We start from the raw sequence: 25,237 nt of genomic DNA, 5'->3' as shown, positions 1-25,237 counted from the left end.
GACCGGAGCTCGCCATGATTCGCTTTGCCGTCGTCGGCACCAACTGGATTACGGAACGTTTTATTGATGCCGCCCATGAAAGCGGCAAACTCAAGCTGAGCGCCGTGTATTCACGCTCGCTGGAACAGGCGCAGGCGTTTGGCGCCAACTATCAGGTCACGCAGTTTTTCGACTCTCTCGAGGCGATGGCCCAGTCCGACGCCATAGACGCGGTGTATATCGCCAGCCCCAATTCCCTGCACTGCCCGCAATCGCTGCTGTTCCTGCGCCATAAAAAGCACGTGATCTGCGAAAAACCGCTGGCCTCCAACCAGCGCGAAGCGGAACAGCTGGCGGCCTGCGCGCGGGAAAATCAGGTGGTGCTGTTCGAAGCGTTCAAAAGCGCCTATCTGCCGAATTTTCTGGCGCTGCAGCAGGCATTGCCGAAAGTCGGCCGGCTGCGCAAAGCCTTCATCAACTACTGCCAATACTCTTCGCGCTACCCGCGCTACCTGGCCGGCGAGAACCCCAACACGTTTAACCCGCAGTTCTCCAACGGCTCCATCATGGATATCGGCTACTACTGCCTGGCCAGCGCGGTGGCGCTGTTCGGCGCGCCGCAGTCGGTGCTCGCCAGCGCCACGCTGCTGGAGACCGGCGTGGACGCACACGGCACCGTCTGCCTGAACTACGGCGATTTCGACGTCACGCTTTCCCATTCCAAGGTCAGCGACTCGGAGATCCCCAGCGAGATCCAGGGAGAGGAAGGCACGCTGATTATCGACAAGATTTCCGAGTGCCAGGGCGTGGCGCTGACGCCGCGCGGCGGCAACCGCCAGGATCTGAGCCAGCCGCAGCACATCAACACCATGTTGTATGAAGCGCTGGCCTTCGCCGAGCTGGTGGAAAATCACCGGGTGGAATATCCGGGGCTGGAGAATTCGCTGATCGTCGCCCGCCTGCTGACCGATATCCGCCGCCAGACCGGCGTCGTCTTCCCCGCCGACGGAGAATGAGATGAAACCGCTGCTCGTGATGCAAACCGGCGACGCGCCGCAGGCCATTCGTCAGGAATTGGCCAACTTTGATGGCATGTTCCTGCAACAGGGCAATATCGACGCCGAACGCGCGCACATCGTACACTTGCCTGCCGGCAAGCGGCCGTTGCCGCCGGCCGCCTATTGCGGCGTGGTCATCACCGGCTCGCCGGCGATGGTGACCGAACAGCTGCCGTGGAGCGAGGCGGCGGCCGAGTGGCTGCGCCAGGCGATGGCGATCAAACTGCCGCTGTTCGGCGTCTGCTACGGCCACCAGCTGTTGGCCTACGCGCTCGGTGGCGAAGTGGGTTACCACCCGCAGGGCATGGAGGTGGGCACGCTGGAGATCGAACTGCTGCCCGCCGCGGCCGAAGACCGGCGGCTCACCCTGCTGCCGCCGCGCTTCAAAGCCAACCTGATCCACTCGCAGAGCGTGCTGACGCCGCCCGCCGGCGCGCAGACGCTGGCGCGTTCGCAGCAGGACGCGCACCAGATCCTGCGCTATGGCGATCATGCCCTGACCACCCAGTTCCACCCGGAATTCAACGGCGCGGTGATGAGCCAGTATCTGCAGTGGCTCGGCGAGCTGCATCCCGAGCAGCAGGCCCGCTATCAGCAACAACAACAACAGGTTAGCGACACGCCGTTCAGCCGCCTGCTGCTGCAGGGATTCGTCGTCAGCCTGGGCGCGCAAAAAGCGTTGGCCGGCTAACGCGATTCACGTTGACCGCCGACACATTTTGCATTACTTTCTGCTCTGCAAAGGGGAGTAACTTCATTGCCGGTTAATCGTCATTACGATGCGCAAGCATCCGGTTACCGGGCAACCTGATGTCAAAGGTGTAACCACCTTCATCAACGTTGTAAGTGAGACCTTGCCGGAAGGCGAGGTTTGCTTGCAGCGTTCACAGAGCGGCTGGCGTCTTCCGACGTTGGCCGTTTTTGTTTTTGAAGGATACCTCTGATGATGAATTCCGTTGGCACACCGTGGTTGTGGGGCAGCTTCGCCGCCGTCATAGTCGTGATGCTCGCAATCGATCTCCTGTTGCAGGGCCGTAAAGGCGCGCACACCATGACTATGAAGCAGGCCGCCAGTTGGTCGCTGGTGTGGGTCAGCCTCTCTCTGCTGTTTAATTTCGGTTTCTGGTACTACCTGAATGAAACCGCCGGGCGCGCCGTCGCCGATACCCAGGCGCTGGCCTTCCTGACCGGCTACCTGATCGAAAAAGCGCTGGCGGTGGATAACGTGTTCGTCTGGCTGATGCTGTTCAGCTACTTCGCCGTGCCGGCCAACCTGCAGCGGCGGGTGCTGATCTACGGCGTGTTGGGGGCGATCGTGCTGCGTACCATCATGATCTTCGCCGGCAGTTGGCTGGTCAGCCAGTTCCAGTGGCTGCTGTACCTGTTCGGCGCTTTCCTGCTGTTCACCGGTATCAAGATGGCGTTGGCGAAGGAAGACGACTCGGCAATCGGCGACAAGCCGCTGGTGAAATGGCTGCGCAGCCGCCTGCGCATGACCGACAGCCTGGAAGGCGAGCGTTTCTTCGTGCGCCGCAACGGCATCCTGTTCGCCACCCCGCTGGTGCTGGTGCTGATCCTGGTGGAACTGAGCGACGTGATTTTCGCGGTGGACAGCATCCCGGCGATTTTCGCCGTGACCACCGACCCGTTCATCGTGCTGACCTCTAACCTGTTCGCCATCATGGGCCTGCGCGCCATGTACTTCCTGCTGGCCAACGTGGCGGAACGTTTCTCGATGCTGAAATACGGCCTGTCGGTGATCCTGGTGTTTATCGGTATCAAGATGCTGATAATCGACTTCTTCCACATCCCGATCGGTATCTCGCTCGGCGTGGTGGCGGGCATCCTGACGCTCACCTTGCTGATCAACGCCTGGGTCAATCGCCGCAACGATCGCCTGGCGAAGAAATAACCATAATCTGTTATCCGGGGCGCTAGTCGCCCCGCGATTGTTTGGCAATTCCCCCAAAACGCCAAACGTTATTACGATCACACAAATGTAACCAGTATGTTATCAAGTGTTGATCCGCGCTCAGAATTTCACCCTCGCCTCTTTCCAACATCATTCGATTACTGAATACTGATTCGGCAAACACACTTAGTTACAGAATCATATAAAGCTGCCCGGCGTCGTTCCCGCCGCGGCGGCCAGATAACATCAGGAAGAGAAGCACTATGCAAAAACTACTACAAAGGATGACTCAGGGCAGCCTGGTTAAACAAATCATGGTCGGCCTGGTGGCCGGCATTCTGGTGGCGCTGGTTTCGCCGGCGGCCGCGGCGGCCGTCGGCCTGCTCGGCACCCTGTTCGTCGGCGCGCTGAAGGCGGTAGCGCCACTGCTGGTGCTGATACTGGTGATGGCCTCGATCGCCAACCATAAACAGGGGCAGAAAACCAACATTCGCCCCATCCTGTTCCTCTACCTGCTGGGCACCTTCGCTGCGGCGCTGGTGGCGGTCGTCGTCAGCTTTATCTTCCCTTCCACGCTGGCGCTGACCACCGGCGCAACCGACATCACCCCGCCAGGCGGCATCGTGGACGTGATGAAGGGCCTGTTGATGAGCGTGGTGGCCAACCCGTTCCATGCGCTGATTAACGCCAACTACATCGGCATTCTGGCGTGGGCCGTCGGGCTGGGGCTGGCGCTGCGCCACGCTTCCGAAACCACCAAGGGGCTGATCAACGACATGTCCCATGCGGTCACGCTGGTGGTGCGCGCGGTGATCCGCTGTGCGCCGCTCGGCATCTTCGGCCTGGTGGCCTCCACGCTGGCGGAAACCGGCTTCGGCGCGCTGTGGGGCTATGCGCAACTGCTGATGGTGTTAATCGGCTGCATGCTGCTGGTAGCGCTGGTGCTCAACCCGCTGATCGTGTACTGGAAGATCCGCCGCAACCCGTATCCGCTGGTGTTCGCCTGCCTGCGCGAGAGCGGCGTGACCGCCTTCTTCACCCGCAGCTCCGCCGCCAACATCCCGGTGAACATGGAGCTGTGCAAAAAGCTGAACCTGAATGAGGACACCTACTCGGTTTCCATCCCGCTGGGCGCCACCATCAACATGGCCGGCGCGGCGATCACCATCACCGTGCTGACGCTGGCGGCGGTAAACACGCTGGGCATCGCGGTGGACGTCCCGACCGCCCTGCTGCTGAGCGTGGTGGCCGCCCTGTGCGCCTGCGGCGCCTCCGGCGTGGCCGGCGGCTCGCTGCTGCTGATCCCGCTGGCGTGCAACATGTTCGGCATTCCGAATGACGTGGCGATGCAGGTGGTGGCGGTCGGCTTTATCATCGGCGTACTGCAGGATTCGGCGGAAACCGCCCTCAACTCCTCCACCGACGTGCTGTTCACCGCCGCCGCCTGCCAGGCGGAAGACCAGCGGCTGGCGAACGAAGACCCGCTGAAGGTGCGTTAATCGCGCGTTGCTTCATAAAAAGGCGCTCCCTCGAGCGCCTTTTTTGTCAGCTTTACAGCGTCACCCCGCTTTTAAAGATCGCCAGCTCGCGAAAGTCGTTGGTTTCATTACGCGCCGGACGCCCGTTGGCAATCTCGACAATCAGATCGATGAAGCGGCTGAGCAGCGTCTCCATCGCCACGCCGTGAACCAGGCTGCCGGCGTCAAAATCGATCCAGTGCGGTTTCTTCGCCGCCAGCTCGCTGTTGGTCGCCAGCTTCACCGTCGGCACAAAGCCGCCGTACGGCGTACCGCGCCCGGTGCTGAACAGCACCATATGACAGCCGGCGCCGGCCAGCGCGCTGGTCGCCACCGCGTCGTTGCCCGGCGCGCTGAGCAGATTCAGCCCCGGCACGCGCAGCCGCTCGCCGTATTTCAGCACGTCCACTACCTGGCTTAGCCCCGCCTTTTGGGTGCAGCCAAGCGACTTCTCCTCCAGCGTGGTGATGCCGCCGGCCTTGTTGCCCGGCGACGGATTCTCATAAATCGGCTGCTGATGGGCGATGAAATAGCGTTTGAAATCGTTGATCATGTCGACGGTTTTGTCGAAGGTTTCTCCATCGCGGCAGCGGCTCATCAGAATGCGCTCGGCGCCGAACATCTCCGGCACTTCGGTCAGCACCGTGGTGCCGCCGTTGGCGATCGCATAGTCGGAAAAGCGCCCCAGCAGCGGGTTGGCGGTAATGCCCGACAGCCCGTCCGAACCGCCGCATTCCAGGCCGAACTTCAGCTCGCTCAGGCGGCCCGGCTCGCGGCGATCGTGGCGCATCTCCCGATACAGCTCGTGCAACAGCGCCAGCCCGGCCTCCACTTCATCGTCCTGCTGTTGGCACACCATAAAGCGCAACCGCCGCTCGTCCCCTATCCCCAGCGTGGCGCGAAAGGCATCCACCTGATTGTTCTCGCACCCCAGCCCGATCACCAGCACCGCGCCGGCGTTGGGATGGCGCGCCATGTTCTGCAGCATGATGCGGGTGTTGGCATGATCCTGCCCCAGCTGCGAGCAGCCGAACGGGTGGCTGAACAGATGCACGCCGTCGATCCCGTCCGCCTGTGTTTGCTGCAAAAAGCGCTGCTGGATCTGGCGAGCGATACCGTTGACGCAGCCGACGGTCGGCACGATCCACAGCTCGTTGCGGATCCCCACTTCGCCGTTGGCCCGGCGGTACAGCTGCACCTCGCGATCCGCCGCCTGCGGCGGCAGCGTCGGGAACTGCGGCTGGTAACGGTAGCTGTCCAGATCGCTCAGGTTGGTTTTGACGTTTTGCGAATGAATATGCTCCCCAGGCGCAATGGCCGCGAGCGCATGGCCGATCGGCTGGCCATATTTGATGATGTCTTCACCCTCGGCGATCGGGCCGAGTGCAAACTTGTGCCCGCGCGCCACCGGCTGCGCCAGTTTGACGACCGCGCCTTCCAGCTCAACGCGCTCTCCGGCAGCCAGATCGCGCAGCGCCACCGCCACGTTATCCTGCTCGTGAATCTTTATCGTACTTTGCATAAACCGGTCCCGGATAACGGCTACGCCAGTTCAATGGCGAAATAGTTTTTGGCGTTGTCGAAACAGATGTTTTTCACCATCTCGCCCAGCAGCGCGATATCCGCCGGCGCTTCGCCGTCCGCCACCCAGCGGCCGAGCATCTGGCAAAGGATGCGGCGGAAGTATTCATGGCGCGTATAAGACAAGAAGCTGCGGCTGTCGGTCAGCATGCCGACGAAGCGGCTCAGCAGCCCGAGCTGGGCCAGCTGCGTCATTTGGCGCTGCATGCCGTCCTTCTGATCGTTGAACCACCAGCCGGAGCCGAACTGCATCTTGCCCGGCGTGCCTTCCCCCTGAAAATTGCCGATCATGGTGCCGATCACTTCGTTATCGCGCGGATTGAGGCAATAGAGAATGGTTTTCGGCAGACCGCCCTGCCGCGCCTGAGCATCCAGCAGCCGCGACAGCGGTTCCGCCAGCGGCCGGTCGTTGATCGAGTCGAAGCCGATATCCGGCCCGACGGCGGCCAACATGCGGCTGTTGTTATTGCGCAGCGCGCCGATGTGATACTGCTGCACCCAGCCGCGACGCCGGTATTCGCCGGCCAAAAACAGCAGCACCGCGCTTTTGAACTGGGCGCTCTGTTCCGGCGTCGGCAGCTCGCCGTTCAGGCGGCGCAGCAGGATCGCATCCAGCGCCGCTTCATCGGCCTCGCCGAACACCACCACGTCCAGCGCATGATCGGCCACCTTGCAGCCGTGGGCGGCAAAGTGATCCATGCGCTTGTACAGGGCGTCGCACAGCGCGCTAAAGCGGCCGATAGCGGTGTCCGCCGCCGCCTCCAACTGCCGCAGATAGTCGTTGAAGCCGGGCGCATCGATGGTGAAAGCCTTGTCCGGCCGCCAGCTCGGCAGCACTTTGATAGCGAAACTGCGATCGTCGGCGATCGCCCGATGATGACGCAGATCGTCGATCGGATCGTCGGTGGTGCCGACCATTTTCACGTTCATTTGCTGCATGATGCCGCGCGCGCGAAACGCATCCTGCGCCAACAGCGCATTGCCGCGCTGCCAGATTTCATCCGCCGTGGCCGGCGACAACAGCATATCCGTGATGCCGAACGGGCGGCGCAGCTCCAGATGCGTCCAGTGATAGAGCGGGTTGCCGATGGTGTGCGGCACCGTGGCGGCCCAGGCGTCGAATTTCTCGCGATCGCCCGCATCGCCGGTGCATAACCGCTCCGCCACGCCGTTGGTGCGCATCGCCCGCCATTTGTAGTGATCGCCCCGCAGCCAGATATCGTACAGGTTGCTGAAGCGGGTATTCTCCGCGATCTGCTGCGGCGGCAAATGGCAGTGGTAATCGAAAATCGGCTGCTGCGCCGCGTAGTCGTGATACAAGCGCCGGGCAAATTCGCTGTCCAGCAGGAAATCTTCGCTCAAAAACGTCGCCATCTCGGGCTCCTTACTTGCCGTGCGGCACGGGGTTCGAATCACAAAAGTTATCACACCAATTTTTACTAGCGTCCAGCAAATTTTTCCCGATGTCTGCCGTTCATCCTCTCTCCACGCCCTTTTTCGCTCAATTTACCGGCAAAAATGCCCTGTTTCACCGGCCACAGTATCACTCAGGCGAATAATTCCTTTTGTGATATCACTCAACTTTTAAACCTGTATGACAAGTTATTGTCTCGCCAGCCGCATCGACGGCCACACCTTCAAACGGGGAGACACTTCGGATGCGTAAAATTAAAGGGTTACGCTGGTACATGATCGGACTGGTGACCATCGGCACCGTGCTGGGTTATCTGACCCGCAACGCCATCGCCGTGGCGGCGCCGACGCTGGAAGATACGCTGCACATCACCACCCAACAGTATTCCTATATCGTCGCCGCCTACTCCGCGTGCTACACCGTGATGCAACCGGTGGCGGGCTACGTGCTGGACGTGCTGGGCACCAAGGTCGGCTACGCCATGTTCGCCATTCTGTGGGCACTGTTCTGCATGGGCACCGCGTTGGCCAACAGTTGGGGCGGGCTGGCGTTGGCGCGCGGCGCGGTCGGCATGGCGGAAGCGGCGATGATCCCCGCCGGGCTGAAGGCCAGCAGCGAATGGTTTCCGGCCAAAGAGCGTTCGATCGCCGTCGGCTATTTCAACGTGGGCTCGTCGATCGGCGGCATGATCGCCCCGCCGCTGGTGGTATGGGCCATCGTCGCGCACAGCTGGGAGATGGCGTTCATCATCACCGGCGTGCTGAGCCTGATCTGGGCTATCTGCTGGCTGCTGTTCTACAAACACCCGAAAGATCAGAAGAAACTGAGCCAGGAAGAACGCCGTTACATCCTCGAAGGCCAGGAAGCGCAGCACCAGACCTCTAACGCCAAAAAGATGTCCGCCTGGCAGATCGTGCGCAACCGCCAGTTCTGGGGCATCGCGCTGCCGCGCTTTCTGGCGGAGCCGGCGTGGGGCACCTTCAACGCCTGGATTCCGCTGTTCATGTTCAAGGCCTACGGTTTTAACCTGAAAGAGATCGCCATGTTCGCCTGGATGCCGATGCTGTTCGCCGATCTCGGCTGCATCGTCGGCGGTTATCTGCCGCCGCTGTTCCAGAAGTATTTCAAGGTCAACCTGATCGTCTCGCGCAAGCTGGTGGTGACGATGGGTGCGGTGTTGATGATCGGCCCCGGCATGATCGGCCTGTTCACCAGCCCTTACGCGGCTATCGCACTGCTGTGCGTCGGCGGCTTCGCCCATCAGGCGCTGTCCGGCGCGTTGATCACCCTCTCTTCCGACGTGTTCGGCCGCAATGAGGTGGCGACCGCCAACGGGCTGACCGGCATGGCGGCCTGGACCGCCAGCACGCTGTTCGCCCTGGTGGTCGGCGCCCTGGCAGACACCCTCGGCTTCAGCCCGCTGTTCGCCGCGCTGTCAGTCTTCGACATTCTCGGCGCCATCGTCATCTGGACGGTGCTGCAAAACCGCCCGGCCGCCGAACCGCAGCCGGCCGCGCTGCAGCCCACCCCGGCGCGCAGCTGATCCCCCGCCCGGCCGCTGCGCCGGGCCCCTTGCTCCTCTGGCAGCGGTGCCGAATAAGTGGTATAACAAGTCCGATGGCCACGCGCCCCTTCCCACCGCACCGTATAGAGCATTCACTATGGAATTCACTGAAACCAGACGCCTGTATCAGCAACTGGCCGCCGAGCTGAAGCAACGCATCGAAAGCGGCCGTTACCCGGTAGGCGACAAGCTGCCGGCCGAGCGATACATCGCCGAAGAGATGAATGTCAGCCGCACCGTGGTGCGCGAGGCGATCATCATGCTGGAAGTGGAAGGCTATGTGGACGTGCGCAAGGGATCCGGGATCCACGTGGTGTCCAACCAGCAAAAGCACCTGGTGGTGCCGGGCGACAGCATCGAGTTCGCCACCGCCGGCCCGTTTGAGCTGCTGCAGGCGCGCCAGCTGATAGAAAGCAACATCGCCGAATTCGCCGCCACCCAGGTGACCAAGCAGGATATCGTGCAACTGATGGAGATCCAGGAGCACGCCCGCAAAGAAGACCGTTTCCGCGACTCGCAGTGGGATCTGAAGTTCCACGTGCAGGTGGCGCTGGCCACCCAGAACACCGCCATGGCCACCATCGTGGAAAAAATGTGGGTGCAGCGGGTCAACAACCCTTACTGGAAGAAACTGCACGAGCATATCGACGAACGCTCGATCGCCAGCTGGTGCGACGATCACGATCAGATCCTCAAGGCGCTGATGCGCAAAGATCCTTACGCCGCCAAACTGGCGATGTGGCAGCACCTGGAGAACACCAAGCAGATGCTGTTCAACGCCACCAGCGACGACTTCGAATACAACGCCGACCGCTATCTGTTCGCCGAGAACCCGGTGGTGCACTTGGACGGCGTGAGCCACGAGCCGAAATAGCCACGGCGGTCAAAAACCGTCGGCTTATGTCAGGTAATGTAAAATCCGCTGAATCGATGCCGGAACCGCCGTTTGCCGTGTACTATTTCACCGTCGGCAACGTAGATTTCCCTGTTGCCAATCGTGCTATTTTGGTAGAGTTAGCCCACTTTTTTACCCATTGCTGCGGGGGCGGGACGCGAATAAATGCGCTGGTTGTTTGCCATGCTGATTGCTCTTTTCTGCTGGACCGGTTCGGTCTCCGGCCAACAGCTATGCGTGGCGTCATCCAAGCCCACCCCCAGCGCGCTGAGCAGCCTGCCGCTGCTGGCGGAGCCGGCGCTTTCCCCCTATGATCATGTGTATCGGGCGCCGGCCGAAGCGCGCCGCAAAGCGCCCGGCAAGTTGCCGCTGCTGCTGCCCAGAGCGTACTCTTTCCCCGGTTCGCTGCTCGCGTCCTCCCTGCCGGCGCCGGTCTATACCCTGGCCGCAGAGCCGGGCTACCGAATTCGTTTCCCCCGCCAGGACACCCCGGCCCCCAACCGGCTTGCCCAGGTCGACTGGATGCTGGACGCCTCCAGGCAACAAAGTCGGCAGGCCGGCTGGAAAGAAAGCAACATGCAGTACCGTGGCACGCTGACTTACCACCTATGACCGGTGTCGCACCGCTTAGAAACCTTAAAGCAACGCCGTTTCATCGTTATCAGCATTCAGGATCGCCGCGCGCTTTCAGCCCACGCCCGCTCCGCCGCTGAGATAAAAATAAACAATGACGTTTTAGGAACACCGGATGGACATCATTAAAGAACTGATACATGCCTTATGGCAGCAGGATTTTGAGACGCTGGCGAACCCTTCGTTGGTGTGGACCCTCTACATCCTGCTGTTCATGATCCTGTTTTTGGAAAACGGCCTGCTGCCGGCCGCTTTTCTGCCGGGCGACAGCCTGCTGATCCTGGTCGGCGTGCTGATCGCCAAAGGCACCATGGGCTTCCCATTGACCATCGTTATCCTGACCGTCGCCGCCAGCCTGGGGTGCTGGGTCAGTTACATACAGGGCCGATGGCTCGGCAATACGCGAACGGTGCAAGGCTGGCTTTCGCATCTGCCGGCCCACTACCATCAGCGTGCGCATAACCTGTTCCACCGCCACGGCCTTTCCGCCCTGTTGGTCGGCCGCTTCCTGGCCTTCGTGCGCACCCTGCTGCCAACCATCGCCGGCCTGTCCGGCCTGAGCAACGCACGCTTCCAGTTCTTCAACTGGATGAGCGGCCTGCTGTGGGTCTTGATCCTGACGACGCTGGGCTTCGCCCTCGGAAAAACCCCGGTATTCCGCAAGTATGAAGACCAGCTGATGTTCTGCCTGATGATGTTGCCGCTGGTGTTGCTGGTGGTCGGCCTGGTCGGCTCGCTGATCGTGCTGTGGCGCAAGAAACGCGCCAGCGGCCAGAACCCGGGGAAAGGGGCGTGACAGCAAAGCGCCCGCGCTGGCAATACGTCCTGATGATCGCGCTCGCCCTGCTGGCGCTGGCGACGCTGTTGGTGCCCTGCATGGTGCGCACCGAGAGCGAGCTGCGCATTCGCGCCAGCCAGCAAGGGCTGTCGCTGCCCGACGGTTTTTATGTCTACCAGCGCCTGGATGAGCGCGGTATCCGCATCAAAAGCATCACGCCGGAAGGCGATGGCTTGGTTATTCGTCTGGATTCGCCGGAGCAGCAGTTGCTGGCGCGTGAAGCGCTGCAAACCATCCTGCCTCCCGGTTACCACATCGCGCTGAGCGAATCTCCCGTGCCAACGCACTGGGTGCGCGAATTTGCGCGCTCCCCACTCAATCTGGGATAATCCCCTTCAAATGAAGGGGATTCCTTTCATTGCCGTTATCTTCATTTTCATTCGCATCATTTAGCTCAAAAAACAATCAGTCGCGCCGAATTTCGGCTGATTCTTTGGGGGCGCGCCGGTTTCATGGCTATGCTGAAGGATAACTTCAGCCGGCGATGAACGCCCTCCTCTCGCGCTGCCGCCTCCGGCAGTCAGGAAAGCGGATGCCTGTTCAGGCATCCCATGAAAAGGAACTGAGAAATGAAATTTCGCCACTCACTGTTACTGCTGCTGCCACTCTGCGCGCTGCCGACGCTGTCCTCGGCCGCTGAGGGCGGCTGCGCCGCCAAAGCGCAAAATATCCAGCAGCAAATCGACTACGCGACTCAGCACGGCAACACCCACCGCGTGGATGGGCTGAAAAAAGCGCTGAGCGAAGTGCAGACCCACTGCACCGAAGCCGGCCTGCAGGCCGAACGCCAGAAAAATATCGCAGAGAAACAGCGCAAGGTGGACGAGCGCCGGGAAGAGCTGAAAGAAGCGCAACAAACCGGCAAGCTGGACAAGGTCGCCAAGAAGCAGCAAAAGCTGGCCGAAGCGCAGGCTGAATTGAAACGCGCCCAGGCGGAATAATTTTTTTACACCAGCGGATTTATCGATGAGAAGCCCCATCACACGGGATTTCTTAAGCATATGGAATTGATGTCTGGTGTTATCTGCTGGTCATCACCCCTTTGCTCCGGCGAAAAAATCCGCTATGTTAAAAGTCTGTCGAAATAAACGTTAAGGAATAATCACATGGCACATGATTCAAATGCAGAAAACTTACGCGCTGAACTGAAGTCCTTAGCCGATACGCTGGAGGAAGTGCTGAACTCCTCCACCGACAAGCCGAAAGCCGAGCTGGAGAAGCTGCGATCGAAGGCGGAAGGCGCGCTGAAAGAGACTCGCGCTCGCCTGAGCGACGCCGGTGACAAGCTGGCTTCGCAAACCAAACAGATCGCCGGCCAGGCCGACGACTATGTGCGCGACAACCCGTGGACCGGCATCGGTATCGGCGCGGCGGTCGGCGTGGTGTTGGGCGTGCTGCTCGCGCGTCGTTAATCATGGCTGAACAACCGCAAGTGCGCGCGCAGGGCCCCGCTAAAGGGGTCCTGGATATCGGTCAGCGCATCATCACGATCCTGGTCGGCATGGTGGAAACCCGTGTCCGGCTGGCGGTAGTCGAGCTGGAAGAGGAGAAAGCCAACCTCATTCAGCTGCTGATCATGGCCGGCATGACGCTGCTGTTCACCGCCTTCGGTTTGATGAGCCTGCTGATCCTGATCTTCTGGGCCATCGATCCGGTCTATCGGCTGGTGGCGCTGGGCGCGACAACCGGCGTGCTGCTGTTCCTCGCCGTAGTCGGCACCATCTGGACGCTGGTCAAGGCCCGTCGCACCACGCTGCTGGGCGCCACGCGCAAGCAACTGGAGCTCGATCGCGCCGAACTGGAGCGAGAGCCATGAGCCGCCGCCGCTATCTGGAATGGAAAAAAGAGAGGCTGATTCGGCAGATCCAGCAACAGCGTCTGGATCTGGCCGAAAACAAGTCCCTGTGGCTGGAAAAGACCGAACGCATCGACCGCGGCTGGCAAACGGTGTTTGGCCTGCGCCGCTATCTGGTGCTCGGTTCCAGCGTCATGGCGCTGTACGGCATCCGCCATCCCAGCAAGATGATCCGCTGGTCGCGTCGCGCTTTCGGCGCCTGGAGCGCTATCCGTCTGTTTAAAAAGACGTTTTCCGCCAAGTAAGCCGCTTGGTCTTTCCTTCAAACCTCCTGTTGCTCTGCCCGCATTTTCTCCCTTGATACAACGCGTCCAACCCCGGGGCCGGGCAACCTGCTGATCGGCGGCATTTTATTAGCACGCTAAAGATTCAGATTTTTTGAAAAATTACGACAGTTTTACTTGCTAACAACCTGAGCACTTCCCGCTTAACATTCACTCCATCAATACGATACGAGCCGGACAGGGCGAATGTCCTGATATACCGCTCGTTGACATGGCTTCCGCCGAACAGGCATACAAAAACACTTTGGAGTAGATGATGAAAAAATTAGAAGATACAGGTTTGTTGGTTGCTCGTATTCTGATGCCAATCCTGTTTATCGTGGCAGGCTACGGCAAAATGGGTGACGCCTACGCCGGTACCCAACAGTACATGCAATCGATGGGCGTGCCTGGCTTCTTGCTGCCGCTGACCATCCTGCTGGAATTTGGCGGCGGTCTGGCGATCCTGTTCGGTTTCCTGACCCGCACCGTGGCGCTGTTCACCGCCGGTTTCACCATCCTGACCGCGCTGCTGTTCCACACTGATTTTGCGAACGAAGTAAACCAGCTGATGTTCATGAAAAACCTGACCATCGCCGGCGGCTTCATCGTGTTGGCGGTCGCAGGCCCGGGCGGCTTCAGCATCGACCGTCTTCTGAACAAGAAATGGTAATCTAAACTGTCATTCAGGGCCCGGCATGCCGGGCCTTGTCGTTTTTTAACTCGGACACCAAGGAGATTCCCATGGGACAACTCGTCGATGGCGTTTGGCAAGACATCTGGTATGACACCAAATCTACCGGCGGCCGTTTCAAACGTTCAACCGCTCAGTTTCGCAATTGGGTGACCGCCGACGGTCAGCCGGGCGAACACGGCGTGGGCGGCTTCCAGGCCGAAGCGGGCCGTTATCACCTTTATGTTTCTCTCGCCTGCCCCTGGGCGCATCGCACGCTGCTGATGCGCAAACTGAAAGGGCTGGAGCAGATCATTCCGGTCTCGGTGGTGCACCCGCTGATGCTGGAAAACGGCTGGACCTTCGGCCAGGATTTTCCTGAAACCACCGGCGATCCGCTGTATCACGCCGACTTCCTGTACCAGATCTACCTGCGGGCCGATCCGCACTACAGCGGGCGCGTGACCGTACCGGTGCTGTGGGATAAACAGCGGCAAACCATCGTCAGCAACGAGTCCGCCGACATCATCCGCATGTTCAACAGCGCGTTTGACGGCGTCGGCGCTCGGGCAGGCGACTACTACCCGACCGCGCTGCGCGGCAAGATCGATGAGCTTAACGGTTGGATTTACGATCAAGTGAACAACGGCGTGTACAAGGCCGGTTTTGCCACCAGCCAGGAAGCCTATGACGAAGCGGTCAACGGGGTATTCAACGCGCTGGAACGCCTGGAGCAGATCCTGGGGCAGCATCGTTACCTGACCGGCGATCGGCTGACCGAAGCCGACCTGCGTCTGTGGACCACGCTGGTGCGTTTCGATCCGGTGTACGTCACCCACTTCAAGTGCGACAAACACCGCATCAGCGACTACCTCAATCTGTACGGCTTCCTGCGCGACATCTACCAGATGCCGGGCATCGCCGAGACGGTCAGCCTGCCGCACATTCGCAACCACTACTATCGCAGCCACGCCACCATCAACCCGCACGGCATCATTTCCATCGGGCCGGCGCAGGATCTGGACGAGCCACACGGCCGCGACCAGCGCTTCGGTTAAGGCGAAAAAAATCCCCTTGCCGCCCGGCAAGGGGATCTCATCCAACCGACGTTAACGCTGCGCGAACAGGCGCGGAATCTCACGCAGGAACCAGGCTTTCGCCTCCCCCATGCTGTCGCGCCGCCAGGCCATGATGATGTCGGCTTCGCGGCTGTATTCCGGCCCGACCACGCGCAGCCGCCCGGCTTCGATATCTTTCTCCACCATCGGGTACGGCATGGTCGCCACCCCCAACCCGGCCAGCAGCGCCAGGCGTTTGTCTTCAATGGTGCTCACCGTCAGGCGCTGTTGCTTGTCCAGCAGCTGTACGGTCAATACCGGGCGCTCACGGGCGGTGTCGGCCACCGCAATGCCGCGGTACTTCACGCGGGTCACTTCGGAAAGCGGCTCCGGCTCCAGGTGGATCGGGTGATCCGGCGCGGCGACATAAACGCTCATCACCTTATACAGTTTGCGGGTGTTGATCTCCGACGACGCGCGGAAATGCATGTCCGGCGCGATCACGATGTCAGCGCGCCCCTGCTCCAGCCGCTCCCAGGCGCCCGCCAGCACCTCGGTGAAAATGGACACCTGGGTGTTGGCCTTCAGCGCCAGCTTGTCGACCAGCGGGAACAGCAGACTCGGCGGCGACAGCGCTTCACTGACGATAGTCAGGTGAGTTTCCCAACCGCGCGCCAACGCTTCGGCGTCGGTGGTCAGCTTATCGGCCGCCTCCAGCAGCACCCGACCGCGTTCCAGCAACATGCGCCCCACGTTGGTGAACTTGGTGCGGTGGCCCGAACGGTCGAACAGCACCACGTCCAATTCTTCTTCCAATTTTTGCATGGTGTAGCTGAGTGCCGACGGCACCCGGCCCAATTCGTCGGCGGCCGCGGCGAAGCTGCCGCGCCGGTCGATTGCATCCATCACCCTTAGTGCCTCAAGCGTGAGCGCCCGATCTCTGGCCATCGCATCCCTCTGTCAGGAAATTTGAATATGCCGACCAGATTAACTGGCTAACAATCCGACGTCCAGATGCTTACCATTTGGATAATGAATTTAGAGAGCCGATTGCCATGATTACATGCAGAACAGCACAACAATGCGGGCAAGCTGACTTTGGTTGGCTGCAGGCTCGCTACACCTTTTCCTTTGGTCACTACTTCGATCCCAAACTGATGGGCTACGCGTCGCTGCGGGTGCTGAATCAGGAGGTGCTGGCGCCGGGCGCGTCGTTCCAGCCGCGCACCTATCCCAACGTGGATATCCTGAACCTGATCCTGCAGGGCGAGGCGGAATACCGCGACAGCGACGGCAACACCACGCGCGTTAAAGCCGGCGAAGCGTTGCTGTTGGCCACCCACCCGGGCCTGAGCTACAGCGAGCAGAACGTCAGCAGTGATACGCCGCTCACCCGCCTGCAGCTGTGGCTGGACGCCTGCCCGGAACGCAGCAACGAACGGGTGCAGCGCCTGGCGCTGCCGGCGGCGGGCAGCCTGCTGTTGGCTTCGCCGGACGGCGCGCAGGGCAGCCTGCAGCTGCGTCAACAGGTCTGGATCCATCATCTCGATCTGCAGCCGGGCGAAGAACAAACGCTGACGATTAACGGGCCGCGCGCTTATCTGCAGTCGATACACGGCACCATCGCCGCCACCGGCGAGCGCCACGAGGAACAACGCCTGACCTGCGGCGACGGCGCCTTCGTGCGCGAGGAGAATCGCCTGACGATCCGCGCCGAGACGCCGCTGCGCGCGCTGCTGATTGATCTGCCGGTGTAAGCCGGCCGGAAAACGAAAAACCCCGCGCAACTGACGTTGCGCGGGGTTTTCTTTTGTCGAGGGAGTTGACCGGTAAGCCGGGTTCTGTCGTGGACAGTCATTCCTCTAGGCCAGCAATCGCTCACTGGCTCAAGCAGCCTACCCGGGTTCAGTACGGGCCGTACCATGTGAACCCCTATTTGGCCTTGCTCCGGGTGGAGTTTACCGTGCCACGAACTGTTGCCAGCCGCGCGGTGCGCTCTTACCGCACCCTTTCACCCTTACCTGATCCCGCTTGCGCGGGCCATCGGCGGTTTGCTCTCTGTTGCACTAGTCGTAGGCTTGCGCCTCCCAGGCGTTACCTGGCACCCTGCCCTATGGAGCCCGGACTTTCCTCCCCTCCATCTGTCTCCCCGAAGAGGACGGCAATGAAGCGGCGACTGTCTGGTCAACTCCGGCGCGGATAGTAGCGTCGCGGCGGCGGCAGGTCAACCGCTTTACGGCTGTTGTTGCTCCAGCGCGTACTTATACAGCGCATTTTTCTTCACGCCGTGGATTTCCGCCGCCAGCGCCGCCGCCTTTTTCAACGGCAACTCTTTTTGCAGCAGCGCCAGCGTGCGCAGCGCCTCAAGCGGCAGCGCATCCTCCTGCGTCTTGTGGCCTTCGACGATCAGCACCATTTCGCCGCGGCGGCGCACTTCATCTTCCTGCACCCACGCCAGCAGCTCACCCACCGGCGCGCCGTGGATGGATTCCCAGGTTTTGGTCAGCTCACGCGCCAGCACGACATAACGCTGCGGGCCCCAAACGGTGACCATGTCCTGCAGACTTTCCAACAGGCGGTGAGTGGATTCGTAGAAAATCAGCGTGCGCGGTTCCTCCGCCAGCGCCATCAGCGTATCCTTGCGCCCCTTGGTTTTCGCCGGCAGAAAACCTTCGTAGCAGAAACGGTCGGAAGCGACGCCCGCGGCGCACAGCGCGGTAGTGGCGGCGCAGGCGCCCGGCAGCGGCACCACGCGAATGCCGGCCTCGCGGCAGCGGCGCACCAGGTGATAACCGGGATCGTTGATCAGCGGCGTGCCGGCGTCGGAAACCAGCGCGATGCTCTGGCCTTCCTGCAGTTTCGCCAGCAGCTGATCGGCCTTTTGCTGTTCGTTGTGGTCGTGCAGCGCGAACAGACGCGCGTTGATCGCGAAGTGTTGCAGCAGCAATCCGGTATGGCGCGTGTCTTCCGCCGCGATCAGATCAACGCTTTTCAGTACCTCTAACGCGCGGTGGGTAATATCGCCCAGATTGCCGATTGGGGTGGGTACCACATACAGCGTTGATGCAGAAATGACTGATTGTTGGTGTTGATTCATTGTTTCATCCGGGTTGCCGATTTAATATTGAGCATCTTGAAAAAAACATCACTGGATACAGTATGCTTTCCTCAACATTCGTTCGTACCAAAGCAGGGCGTTCCAAGCCTGTCCGACTTACCGCAGTCATCGCGGCCGCCCTTTTCCTGGCAGGCTGTCCGAGTCGGGCCCCGCAAACGCCGCCCGCCAATATACAGGACGAAGCAAGCGCCAGCTCCGATTACTACCTGCAGCAGTTGCAGCAAAGCAGCGATGATAACAAGGCTGACTGGCAATTACTTGCTATTCGCGCCTTGCTGCGTGAAGGAAAACTGCCGCAGGCCGGCGACCAGTTGAATCAGCTGCCGAAAAACCTCAGCGGCGCACAGCAGACCGAACGCCAGTTGCTGACCGCCGAACTGCAGATCGCCAACAAGAGCTACGTCAGCGCCCGCAGTACGCTGGGCCACCTGGACAGCGGTACGCTGTCGCCGAATCAGAAGGTGCGTTACTACCAGGCGCAGATCGCCGCCAACCAGGGCAAAGCATCGCTGCCGCTGATCCGCGCCTATATCGCTCAGGAGCCGTTGCTGACCGGCAAGGCGCACCAGGACAATCTGGATCAAACCTGGCAGGCCCTGCTGCAGCTGACGCCGCAGGAGATGAACAGCCTGGTGATCAACGCCGACGAGAACGTGCTGCAAGGCTGGCTGGATCTGCTGCGCGTCTATCAGGACAACAAGCAGGATCCCGATCTGCTGAAGGCCGGCATCAAAGACTGGCAGAACCGTTATCCGAAGAACCCGGCGGCCAAAACGCTGCCGGCTCGCCTGAATCAGGTGCTGAACTTCACCCAGGCCTCCACCTCGAAAATCGCCCTGCTGCTGCCGTTGAACGGCCAGGCGAAAGTGTTCGCCGACGCCATCCAGCAAGGGTTCGAAGCGGCGAAAAACGGCGGTTCCCTGCCGGCGCCGCAGCCTCAAGCCGCGCAACCGGTCGGCGCGCCGGCCCAAACGGCGCCGGCCGATCAGGCCGCTGCCGGTGACATCAACGCCAACGGCGCGGTCAGCCCTTCGGCGCAAGAGAGCCAGCCGGCCGTGACCGCCGCGCAACCCGCTACGCCGTCCAGCGCGCCGATAACGCCGCTGCAGGCCGCTAATGCGCAGGTCAAAGTGTACGACACCACCAGCCAGCCGCTGGCCGCCTTGCTGAGCCAGGCGCAGCAGGATGGCGCCACTCTGGTGGTCGGGCCGCTGCTGAAAGAGAACGTCGATCAGCTGTCCGCCAGCACCACCACGCTGAACGTGCTGGCGCTCAACCAGCCCGAAACGCCGAAGGACAATCTGAACATCTGTTACTTCGCCCTGTCGCCGGAAGATGAAGCGCGCGACGCCGCCCGCCACATCTGGGAACAACAGAAGCATCAACCGCTGCTGCTGGTGCCGCGCGGCGCCTTCGGCGATCGCGTCGCCAAGGCCTTTAACCAGGAATGGCAGAAGCAAGGTGGACAAACCGTGCTGCGTCAGGACATCGGCTCCGCCGGTGAACTGCGCCAGATGGTGAACAGCGGCGGCATCCGCATGACCGGCACGCCGATGTCGAGCGCCCCGGCGCCGCAGAGCGTGACCATCGCCGGGCTGACCATTCCGGCGCCGCCGAGCGACGTGCCCGCCGCTACCGGCGGCAGCGTCGACGCGGTGTATATCGTCGCTACCCAGTCCCAGCTGACGCTGATCAAACCGATGATCGACATGGCCACCAGCTCGCGCGGCAAACCGGCGATGTACGCCAGCTCGCGCAGCTACCAGGCCGGCGCCGGCCCGGACTTCCGTCTGGAAATGGAAGGTCTGCAGTTCAGCGATATTCCTCTGCTGGCGGGCTCAAACCCTCAGCTGTTGCAGCAGGCCAGCGCGCGTTTCCGCAACGATTACTCGCTGGTGCGCCTGTATGCGATGGGGATGGATGCCTGGACATTGGCCAACCACTTTGCTGAAATGCGCCAGCTGCCGGGCTTCCAGGTTTCCGGCACCACCGGCACGCTGAGCGCGTCGCCGAACTGCGTGATCAACCGCAAGCTGCCTTGGCTGCAATATCGTCAGGGTACGGTCGTGCCGGTCTCTTGAACCCACGCGCCGCCGGGGCGGGCTATGAGTTACTGGCCCGCCGTCATCTGGAACGCGCCGGGCTCACCTTCTGCGCCGCCAACGTCGCGGTGCGCGGCGGTGAGCTCGACCTCATCATGCGCGACGGCGCCACCTGGGTGTTCGTCGAAGTGCGCTACCGCCGCAACGACGCCTTCGGCGGCGCGGCCGCCAGCGTTACCTCTCGCAAACAACAGCGGTTGCTGCACGCCGCCGCCGTCTGGCTGGCGGGGCGCGGCGCCAGTTTTGACACATCATCTTGCCGTTTTGATGTTTTGGCCATTACCGGTAGCCAGTTAGAATGGATACCCAACGCCTTCAATGCGGATTAATTGGGGTTTTGCGGCGCAGACCGGCCCTTTGACTTAGTGGATTAATACAACGTGCTGGATAGAATTAAAGTCTGTTTTACCGAAAGCATCCAAACCCAGATCGCGGCGGCGGAAGCGTTGCCTGACGCCATTTCCCGCGCTGCGATGACGCTGGTTCAATCCTTACTCAACGGCAACAAAATCCTGTGCTGCGGCAACGGCACCTCGGCGGCCAACGCACAGCACTTCGCCGCCAGCATGATCAACCGTTTTGAAACCGAGCGCCCCAGCCTGCCGGCCATCGCCCTCAACGCCGACAACGTGGTGCTGACCGCGATCAGCAACGATCGCCTGCACGACGAAGTGTACGCCAAGCAGGTGCGCGCGCTCGGGCACACCGGCGACGTGCTGCTGGCGATTTCCACCCGCGGCAACAGCCGTGATATTGTGAAAGCGGTCGAAGCGGCCGTCACGCGCGATATGACCATCGTCGCGCTCACCGGCTACGACGGCGGCGAGCTGGCCGGGTTGCTCGGCCAACAGGATGTCGAGATCCGCATCCCGTCGCACCGCAGTTCGCGCATTCAGGAAATGCATATGCTGACCGTAAACTGCCTGTGCGACCTGATAGACAATACGTTATTCCCCCACCAGGACGATTAAGGAACTGAGATGAAGCTAAAAGCCACATTTGCAGTGCTGTCCAGCGCCCTGCTGTTGCAAGGCTGTATCGCCGGCGTCGTCGTCGGCAGTGCGGCCGTCGCCACCAAAACCGCCACCGACCCGCGCAGCGTAGGGACCCAGGTGGATGACGGCACGCTGGAAGCCAGGGTAGAAAGCGCCCTGAGCAAAGACCAGCAGTTGAAGAAAGAGGCCCGGGTGGTCGCCACCGCCTATCAGGGCAAGGTGCTGTTGACCGGCCAGTCGCCTAACGCCGATCTCACCGCGCGCGCCAAGCAGATCGCCATGGGCGTGGAAGGCACGACCGAAGTGTATAACGAAATTCGCCAGGGCACGCCTGTCAGCCTGAGCACCGCGTCCTCCGACACCTGGATCACCACCAAAGTGCGTTCGCAGCTGTTGACCAGCGATACGGTGAAATCGTCCAACGTGAAAGTCACCACCGAAAACGGCGAAGTGTTCTTGCTGGGCCTGGTCACTCAGCAGGAAGGACAGTCGGCGGCGCAGATCGCCAGCCAGGTCAGCGGCGTGAAGCACGTCACCACCGCCTTTACCTATGTGAAATGATCCTTCAGGCAAGGGGGCTTCCCCTTGCCGATTTTCTGTACGCTTCCCGCTGTTTTACCCTGGTTTAATGAGCCGCGTTTAAAGTAATCTCTCACTTCATTACGGATAAAATTCAAATGGACAGAATTTTAATCGGTTTTCTCACTGCCGTTTCTTTATTCACCGCCGGAGTTTCCGCCGCCAATCCCACTCAGGATACGCCCCGCGCCGAACATGCCCCGCCCCCGATGACCGGTCAAACCGTTGCTACTCAAGGCGCGATCACGGTCGACCAGGTAAAAATCAATTATCAGGCGCAAACCGGGGTGCTGGAATTGAGTAAAGAGGATCCGGAAGATCCCGTGACCGGCATGTTCTATGTTGCGTATTTCAAAAAGAATGAGAATAAGAACGAAAGCAGGCCGATTACCTTTATCTACAACGGCGGGCCGGGCTCCGCCTCGCTGTGGCTGCATATGGGGGCGCTGGGGCCTAAACGGGTTATCGCTACTCAGCCAGAGAAAACACAGCTGGCGCCTTACCAACTCACCGATAACCAATACAGTCTGCTCAACGTCAGCGATCTGGTGTTTATCGATGCCCCCGGAACGGGTTACAGCCGCTTTTCCAGCAGTGCCGCCAGCCAGCCGGAGAGAGCGCAGCAAAAAGCACAGAGTGCCAGCAACGTCTATGGCGTCAACGGTGATGCTCAGGCTTTTTCTCAATTTATCGTTCAGTTTTTAACGCATTACCAACGCTGGAACTCACCTAAATATTTATTGGGTGAAAGCTACGGCACTACCCGCTCGGTGGTATTGGCCGAGACGCTAAAAAATCAGAATATCGATCTTAACGGTATTATCCTGATGTCGCAGTTTCTGAACTACGACAATAACGTCGACGATCCCAATCAAAACCCCGGCGTCGATCAACCTTACTATCTGGCGCTCCCAACCTACGCAGCCAGCGCATGGTACCACCAGCGGCTGCCGGGCAAACACCAGAGCCTGAAAACCCTGTTAGACCAGGCCGAGCAGTTTGCGCTGGGGACTTATGCCCCAGCCTTACTGCAAGGTGCCAATCTGCCTGAAAAAGATCGCCAAACGCTCGCCGAGCAGCTTTACCAATTTACCGGCATTCCGGCCGATTATTGGCTCAATGCCAATTTGCGCCTGAGTGGACCGGTCTTCGCCAAGCAACTGTTGCGCAGCCAAGACGAGACCATTGGCAGAATCGATACCCGCTATCGTGGGTCGTCGCTGGATAATATCGCTGAAACGTCCAACTACGATCCCAACGTCAGTGCAATTACTTCCGCCTACGTCGCGCAATTCCACGATTATCTTGGCAAAACGCTGCATTTTAGCGCCGACCAAAACTATCGCGCATTTTCCAATGAGGTCTATGACTGGAACATGTCCAGCAACAGCCGGGACAGATCATTTAACGTGTTGCCGAACCTGTCGCGAGTGATGAAAATGACTCCGACAATGAGAGTGATGGTGATTGGCGGGGTTTACGACCTGGCCACCCCTTACTTCGTCGCCAAATATGAGATGAGCCATCTGCCCGTGTCGCCCAAATTACGCGACAATATCCGTTTCTATTGGTATGACACCGGGCATATGCCGTACGTGGATGAACTATCGCTTAAAAAGATGCACGCGGATTTAACTGCATTTATCAGCGAAAAGCCCTGATGCGGCATTAGCCACCGAAGAGAGGGATACCTTGCCCGAAAGCAGGGTATCGCTTGGTTAATCCAGCTTGTTCTCTTTCAGGAAACCTTCCCCACCCAACTGGCGCATCTGGCGCATAATCCACTGCTGTCGCTGCGCCACATAACCGGACGGCGCATCGGCCCTGAAGCGGTGCGGATTCGGCAATACCGCCGCCAGCAGCGCCGCTTCGGCCGCGGTCAGGCGCTTGGCCGGCTTATGGAAAAAGCGCTGTGAAGCCTCTTCCACGCCGAACACCCCGTCGCCGAACTCCACGATGTTCAGATACACCGTCAGAATACGCCGCTTGGTCCACACCAGCTCGATGCCCGACGTCAGCCCGGCCTCCAACCCTTTGCGCAGCCAGCTGCGGCCATCCCAAAGAAACAGGTTCTTGGCGGTCTGCTGCGACAGCGTGGACGCGCCGCGAATGCGCGTCGGGCGCTTCTCGTTGTGACTGAGCGCCTTTTCAATGGCCGCCACATCGAAGCCCCAATGGTCTGGAAACTTCTGATCTTCCGCCGCCATCACCGCCAGCGCCATCTGCGGCGAAATGTCGTCCATCGACACCCAGTCCGAATGAGCGACGTAGCCGAAGTCGCCGCTCAGCCAGGCGCTGATCTGCCGCTCCACCATCACGGCGGAAAACGGCACCGGCAGGAAGGCGAAGGCCACAATGCCCAACACCCACAGGCCGATAATCGCGATGACGCCGCGTTTCAGCCAATACCACGGACGCAGCCGCCGCCATCCGCCGACCGATTTGCTCATTCAGCCAGTTCCAGCACCCGCGCCACCAGTTTATCGATGCCGACGGCCGCCTGCGCGATCGACGGCGCCAGCATATAGGCTGGCGTGGTCACGATCTTGTGCTCGCTGTCCACCACGATGTCGTCCACCGGGCAAATCACCGGCTCGCCGCCCATGGCGTCAATCACTTCTCCCAGGTCGGGATCGTTGCCAATGGTCAGCCGCGCTTGTTGATCGAGCAGCTTCGGCAACAGCGCCGGTGCGATGCACATCAGGCCAATTGGTTTGTTGGCCTTATGCATCTCGCGCGTCAGACGCGCCAACGTTTCATCGACCCAACATTCCGCGCCGGCCTCGGCGAAATTGCTGAGATTCTTGGCGGCGCCAAAGCCGCCGGGCACAATCAGCGCATCCAGCTGCGCGGCCTCGGCCAGCGCCAACGGCTGCACTGCGCCGCGGGCAATGCGCGCCGATTCAATCAGGACGTTGCGCGATTCCGCCATCTCCTCACCAGATAAGTGATTAATAACATGGCGTTGCGGTTTATCAGGCGCAAAACACACCGCCTGCGCGCCGGCACGGTCCAGCGCCAGCAGCGTCAGCACCGCTTCGTGGATCTCCGTACCGTCATAAACGCCGCTGCCGCTGAGGACTACACCCACCTTTTTCATCACTCTTCCTCCTGTCGCTGCTGTCAACTGGTTCGTGCTCGGAGTTGACAAACACTAATCTACATCACACATTTTAATGAATCTTCTAACAAGAGCGCTTACA

General features: G+C 60.5%; 27 protein-coding genes and 1 other RNA gene. 21 read left to right on the top strand and 7 right to left on the bottom strand.

Annotated features, from left to right (window positions below; translation table 11 throughout):
* The first annotated feature begins 14 nt into the window (after window positions 1-14).
* From J0X03_RS02720 to sstT, 4 genes are all read left to right on the top strand, one after another.
* Window positions 15-995 (top strand): Gfo/Idh/MocA family protein, encoded by a 981-nt coding sequence (locus J0X03_RS02720; RefSeq protein ID WP_160204641.1) that lies wholly within the window; start codon window positions 15-17, stop codon window positions 993-995.
* Window position 996: 1 nt separating this feature from the next.
* The gene (locus tag J0X03_RS02715) at window positions 997-1,728 is read left to right on the top strand and encodes a glutamine amidotransferase (protein WP_033651270.1); all 732 of its coding nucleotides are present in this window, start codon (window positions 997-999) and stop codon (window positions 1,726-1,728) included.
* Between the two features lie 252 nt (window positions 1,729-1,980).
* Window positions 1,981-2,949, top strand: a complete 969-nt coding sequence (locus J0X03_RS02710) for a TerC family protein (protein ID WP_016930179.1) — start codon at window positions 1,981-1,983, stop codon at window positions 2,947-2,949.
* Window positions 2,950-3,212: 263 nt separating this feature from the next.
* Complete coding sequence (gene sstT / locus J0X03_RS02705) at window positions 3,213-4,448, top strand: serine/threonine transporter SstT (RefSeq protein ID WP_028128305.1); 1,236 nt, start codon at window positions 3,213-3,215, stop codon at window positions 4,446-4,448.
* A 52-nt stretch (window positions 4,449-4,500) separates the two neighbouring features.
* Here sstT and J0X03_RS02700 read toward each other — a convergent pair whose 3' ends face one another.
* Both J0X03_RS02700 and uxaC read right to left on the bottom strand, forming a co-directional pair.
* A complete protein-coding gene (locus J0X03_RS02700) occupies window positions 4,501-5,988 on the bottom strand; it encodes a UxaA family hydrolase (protein ID WP_033644529.1) in 1,488 nt (495 codons plus the stop codon).
* Window positions 5,989-6,008: 20 nt separating this feature from the next.
* The gene (uxaC, locus tag J0X03_RS02695; protein WP_046687866.1) at window positions 6,009-7,421 is read right to left on the bottom strand and encodes a glucuronate isomerase; all 1,413 of its coding nucleotides are present in this window, start codon (window positions 7,419-7,421) and stop codon (window positions 6,009-6,011) included.
* 284 nt (window positions 7,422-7,705) lie between these two features.
* On the opposite strand from uxaC, the gene J0X03_RS02690 reads away from it, so the two are divergent.
* From J0X03_RS02690 to J0X03_RS02640, 11 genes are all read left to right on the top strand, one after another.
* Window positions 7,706-9,004, top strand: coding sequence for an MFS transporter (locus J0X03_RS02690; RefSeq protein WP_025304349.1), 1,299 nt, complete (start codon window positions 7,706-7,708; stop codon window positions 9,002-9,004).
* 118 nt (window positions 9,005-9,122) lie between these two features.
* Window positions 9,123-9,899, top strand: a complete 777-nt coding sequence (gene exuR, locus J0X03_RS02685; RefSeq protein ID WP_033636102.1) for a transcriptional regulator ExuR — start codon at window positions 9,123-9,125, stop codon at window positions 9,897-9,899.
* A 186-nt stretch (window positions 9,900-10,085) separates the two neighbouring features.
* Window positions 10,086-10,532, top strand: coding sequence for a hypothetical protein (locus J0X03_RS02680; RefSeq protein ID WP_033644524.1), 447 nt, complete (start codon window positions 10,086-10,088; stop codon window positions 10,530-10,532).
* A 136-nt stretch (window positions 10,533-10,668) separates the two neighbouring features.
* A complete protein-coding gene (locus J0X03_RS02675) occupies window positions 10,669-11,349 on the top strand; it encodes a DedA family protein (RefSeq protein WP_033644523.1) in 681 nt (226 codons plus the stop codon).
* A gap of 32 nt (window positions 11,350-11,381) precedes the next feature.
* Window positions 11,382-11,720: an EnvZ/OmpR regulon moderator MzrA gene (gene mzrA, locus J0X03_RS02670; RefSeq protein ID WP_033644522.1), complete on the top strand. Its 339-nt coding sequence runs from the start codon at window positions 11,382-11,384 to the stop codon at window positions 11,718-11,720.
* Between the two features lie 240 nt (window positions 11,721-11,960).
* Entirely contained in the window at window positions 11,961-12,332 is a 372-nt protein-coding gene (locus J0X03_RS02665) for a DUF1090 domain-containing protein (protein WP_033644521.1), read from the top strand.
* A gap of 165 nt (window positions 12,333-12,497) precedes the next feature.
* Complete coding sequence (locus J0X03_RS02660) at window positions 12,498-12,803, top strand: ElaB/YgaM/YqjD family protein (RefSeq protein WP_004937125.1); 306 nt, start codon at window positions 12,498-12,500, stop codon at window positions 12,801-12,803.
* Window positions 12,804-12,805: 2 nt separating this feature from the next.
* Complete coding sequence (locus J0X03_RS02655) at window positions 12,806-13,207, top strand: phage holin family protein (RefSeq protein ID WP_015379160.1); 402 nt, start codon at window positions 12,806-12,808, stop codon at window positions 13,205-13,207.
* A complete protein-coding gene (locus J0X03_RS02650; protein WP_033644520.1) occupies window positions 13,204-13,491 on the top strand; it encodes a YqjK-like family protein in 288 nt (95 codons plus the stop codon). The genes J0X03_RS02655 and J0X03_RS02650 overlap by 4 nt, the downstream gene beginning before the upstream one ends.
* 295 nt (window positions 13,492-13,786) lie before the next feature.
* The gene (locus J0X03_RS02645; RefSeq protein WP_033644519.1) at window positions 13,787-14,182 is read left to right on the top strand and encodes a DoxX family protein; all 396 of its coding nucleotides are present in this window, start codon (window positions 13,787-13,789) and stop codon (window positions 14,180-14,182) included.
* Window positions 14,183-14,253: 71 nt separating this feature from the next.
* The gene (locus tag J0X03_RS02640) at window positions 14,254-15,240 is read left to right on the top strand and encodes a glutathione S-transferase family protein (RefSeq protein ID WP_033651262.1); all 987 of its coding nucleotides are present in this window, start codon (window positions 14,254-14,256) and stop codon (window positions 15,238-15,240) included.
* Window positions 15,241-15,291: 51 nt separating this feature from the next.
* On the opposite strand, the gene J0X03_RS02635 is transcribed toward J0X03_RS02640, so the two are convergent.
* Entirely contained in the window at window positions 15,292-16,188 is an 897-nt protein-coding gene (locus tag J0X03_RS02635) for a LysR family transcriptional regulator (RefSeq protein WP_025304355.1), read from the bottom strand.
* Window positions 16,189-16,295: 107 nt separating this feature from the next.
* On the opposite strand from J0X03_RS02635, the gene J0X03_RS02630 reads away from it, so the two are divergent.
* A complete protein-coding gene (locus J0X03_RS02630) occupies window positions 16,296-16,997 on the top strand; it encodes a pirin family protein (protein WP_033651261.1) in 702 nt (233 codons plus the stop codon).
* Window positions 16,998-17,054: 57 nt separating this feature from the next.
* On the opposite strand, the gene rnpB is transcribed toward J0X03_RS02630, so the two are convergent.
* Window positions 17,055-17,432: RNase P RNA component class A (rnpB, locus tag J0X03_RS02625), an RNA gene on the bottom strand.
* A gap of 41 nt (window positions 17,433-17,473) precedes the next feature.
* The gene (gene rsmI, locus J0X03_RS02620) at window positions 17,474-18,337 is read right to left on the bottom strand and encodes a 16S rRNA (cytidine(1402)-2'-O)-methyltransferase (RefSeq protein WP_160204642.1); all 864 of its coding nucleotides are present in this window, start codon (window positions 18,335-18,337) and stop codon (window positions 17,474-17,476) included.
* Window positions 18,338-18,399: 62 nt separating this feature from the next.
* Between rsmI and J0X03_RS02615 the strand changes: the two genes are divergently transcribed.
* The 5 genes from J0X03_RS02615 to J0X03_RS02595 all read left to right on the top strand — a co-directional run bounded on the left by J0X03_RS02615 (window position 18,400) and on the right by J0X03_RS02595 (window position 23,695).
* Window positions 18,400-20,439, top strand: coding sequence for a penicillin-binding protein activator (locus J0X03_RS02615; protein ID WP_160204643.1), 2,040 nt, complete (start codon window positions 18,400-18,402; stop codon window positions 20,437-20,439).
* Window positions 20,436-20,789 (top strand): YraN family protein, encoded by a 354-nt coding sequence (locus J0X03_RS02610; protein WP_089192279.1) that lies wholly within the window; start codon window positions 20,436-20,438, stop codon window positions 20,787-20,789. Before J0X03_RS02615 ends, J0X03_RS02610 begins: the two co-directional genes overlap by 4 nt.
* Before the next feature lie 51 nt (window positions 20,790-20,840).
* Entirely contained in the window at window positions 20,841-21,431 is a 591-nt protein-coding gene (diaA, locus tag J0X03_RS02605; protein ID WP_004937103.1) for a DnaA initiator-associating protein DiaA, read from the top strand.
* Window positions 21,432-21,440: 9 nt separating this feature from the next.
* Window positions 21,441-22,016 (top strand): division/outer membrane stress-associated lipid-binding lipoprotein, encoded by a 576-nt coding sequence (gene dolP, locus J0X03_RS02600; RefSeq protein ID WP_021505102.1) that lies wholly within the window; start codon window positions 21,441-21,443, stop codon window positions 22,014-22,016.
* Between the two features lie 116 nt (window positions 22,017-22,132).
* Window positions 22,133-23,695 carry a S10 family peptidase gene (locus J0X03_RS02595; RefSeq protein ID WP_160204644.1) on the top strand — a complete coding sequence of 521 codons (1,563 nt, stop codon included), beginning with the start codon at window positions 22,133-22,135 and terminating at the stop codon, window positions 23,693-23,695.
* 57 nt (window positions 23,696-23,752) lie between these two features.
* Here the strand turns inward: J0X03_RS02595 and mtgA are convergent, their stop codons facing one another.
* Window positions 23,753-24,484, bottom strand: coding sequence for a monofunctional biosynthetic peptidoglycan transglycosylase (mtgA, locus tag J0X03_RS02590; protein WP_033651258.1), 732 nt, complete (start codon window positions 24,482-24,484; stop codon window positions 23,753-23,755).
* Window positions 24,481-25,134: an isoprenoid biosynthesis glyoxalase ElbB gene (elbB, locus tag J0X03_RS02585; protein WP_089197491.1), complete on the bottom strand. Its 654-nt coding sequence runs from the start codon at window positions 25,132-25,134 to the stop codon at window positions 24,481-24,483. Before elbB ends, mtgA begins: the two co-directional genes overlap by 4 nt.
* Window positions 25,135-25,237: the final 103 nt, after the last annotated feature.

The organism is Serratia ureilytica (assembly GCF_017309605.1).
GTDB lineage: Bacteria > Pseudomonadota > Gammaproteobacteria > Enterobacterales > Enterobacteriaceae > Serratia > Serratia ureilytica.
Note: the sequence above shows the minus strand (reverse complement) of the source record. Positions and strands in the feature narration are given on the sequence as shown.

What these genes read in the sequence shown, in the direction of transcription:
- J0X03_RS02720 (WP_160204641.1), top strand. Translation starts at nt 15, where the DNA reads ATGATTCGCTTTGCCGTCGTCGGCACCAACTGGATTACGGAACGTTTT.
- J0X03_RS02715 (WP_033651270.1), top strand. Translation starts at nt 997, where the DNA reads ATGAAACCGCTGCTCGTGATGCAAACCGGCGACGCGCCGCAGGCCATT.
- J0X03_RS02710 (WP_016930179.1), top strand. Translation starts at nt 1,981, where the DNA reads ATGATGAATTCCGTTGGCACACCGTGGTTGTGGGGCAGCTTCGCCGCC.
- sstT (WP_028128305.1), top strand. Translation starts at nt 3,213, where the DNA reads ATGCAAAAACTACTACAAAGGATGACTCAGGGCAGCCTGGTTAAACAA.
- J0X03_RS02700 (WP_033644529.1), bottom strand. Translation starts at nt 5,988, where the DNA reads ATGCAAAGTACGATAAAGATTCACGAGCAGGATAACGTGGCGGTGGCG.
- uxaC (WP_046687866.1), bottom strand. Translation starts at nt 7,421, where the DNA reads ATGGCGACGTTTTTGAGCGAAGATTTCCTGCTGGACAGCGAATTTGCC.
- J0X03_RS02690 (WP_025304349.1), top strand. Translation starts at nt 7,706, where the DNA reads ATGCGTAAAATTAAAGGGTTACGCTGGTACATGATCGGACTGGTGACC.
- exuR (WP_033636102.1), top strand. Translation starts at nt 9,123, where the DNA reads ATGGAATTCACTGAAACCAGACGCCTGTATCAGCAACTGGCCGCCGAG.
- J0X03_RS02680 (WP_033644524.1), top strand. Translation starts at nt 10,086, where the DNA reads ATGCGCTGGTTGTTTGCCATGCTGATTGCTCTTTTCTGCTGGACCGGT.
- J0X03_RS02675 (WP_033644523.1), top strand. Translation starts at nt 10,669, where the DNA reads ATGGACATCATTAAAGAACTGATACATGCCTTATGGCAGCAGGATTTT.
- mzrA (WP_033644522.1), top strand. Translation starts at nt 11,382, where the DNA reads ATGATCGCGCTCGCCCTGCTGGCGCTGGCGACGCTGTTGGTGCCCTGC.
- J0X03_RS02665 (WP_033644521.1), top strand. Translation starts at nt 11,961, where the DNA reads ATGAAATTTCGCCACTCACTGTTACTGCTGCTGCCACTCTGCGCGCTG.
- J0X03_RS02660 (WP_004937125.1), top strand. Translation starts at nt 12,498, where the DNA reads ATGGCACATGATTCAAATGCAGAAAACTTACGCGCTGAACTGAAGTCC.
- J0X03_RS02655 (WP_015379160.1), top strand. Translation starts at nt 12,806, where the DNA reads ATGGCTGAACAACCGCAAGTGCGCGCGCAGGGCCCCGCTAAAGGGGTC.
- J0X03_RS02650 (WP_033644520.1), top strand. Translation starts at nt 13,204, where the DNA reads ATGAGCCGCCGCCGCTATCTGGAATGGAAAAAAGAGAGGCTGATTCGG.
- J0X03_RS02645 (WP_033644519.1), top strand. Translation starts at nt 13,787, where the DNA reads ATGAAAAAATTAGAAGATACAGGTTTGTTGGTTGCTCGTATTCTGATG.
- J0X03_RS02640 (WP_033651262.1), top strand. Translation starts at nt 14,254, where the DNA reads ATGGGACAACTCGTCGATGGCGTTTGGCAAGACATCTGGTATGACACC.
- J0X03_RS02635 (WP_025304355.1), bottom strand. Translation starts at nt 16,188, where the DNA reads ATGGCCAGAGATCGGGCGCTCACGCTTGAGGCACTAAGGGTGATGGAT.
- J0X03_RS02630 (WP_033651261.1), top strand. Translation starts at nt 16,296, where the DNA reads ATGATTACATGCAGAACAGCACAACAATGCGGGCAAGCTGACTTTGGT.
- rsmI (WP_160204642.1), bottom strand. Translation starts at nt 18,337, where the DNA reads ATGAATCAACACCAACAATCAGTCATTTCTGCATCAACGCTGTATGTG.
- J0X03_RS02615 (WP_160204643.1), top strand. Translation starts at nt 18,400, where the DNA reads ATGCTTTCCTCAACATTCGTTCGTACCAAAGCAGGGCGTTCCAAGCCT.
- dolP (WP_021505102.1), top strand. Translation starts at nt 21,441, where the DNA reads ATGAAGCTAAAAGCCACATTTGCAGTGCTGTCCAGCGCCCTGCTGTTG.
- J0X03_RS02595 (WP_160204644.1), top strand. Translation starts at nt 22,133, where the DNA reads ATGGACAGAATTTTAATCGGTTTTCTCACTGCCGTTTCTTTATTCACC.
- mtgA (WP_033651258.1), bottom strand. Translation starts at nt 24,484, where the DNA reads ATGAGCAAATCGGTCGGCGGATGGCGGCGGCTGCGTCCGTGGTATTGG.
- elbB (WP_089197491.1), bottom strand. Translation starts at nt 25,134, where the DNA reads ATGAAAAAGGTGGGTGTAGTCCTCAGCGGCAGCGGCGTTTATGACGGT.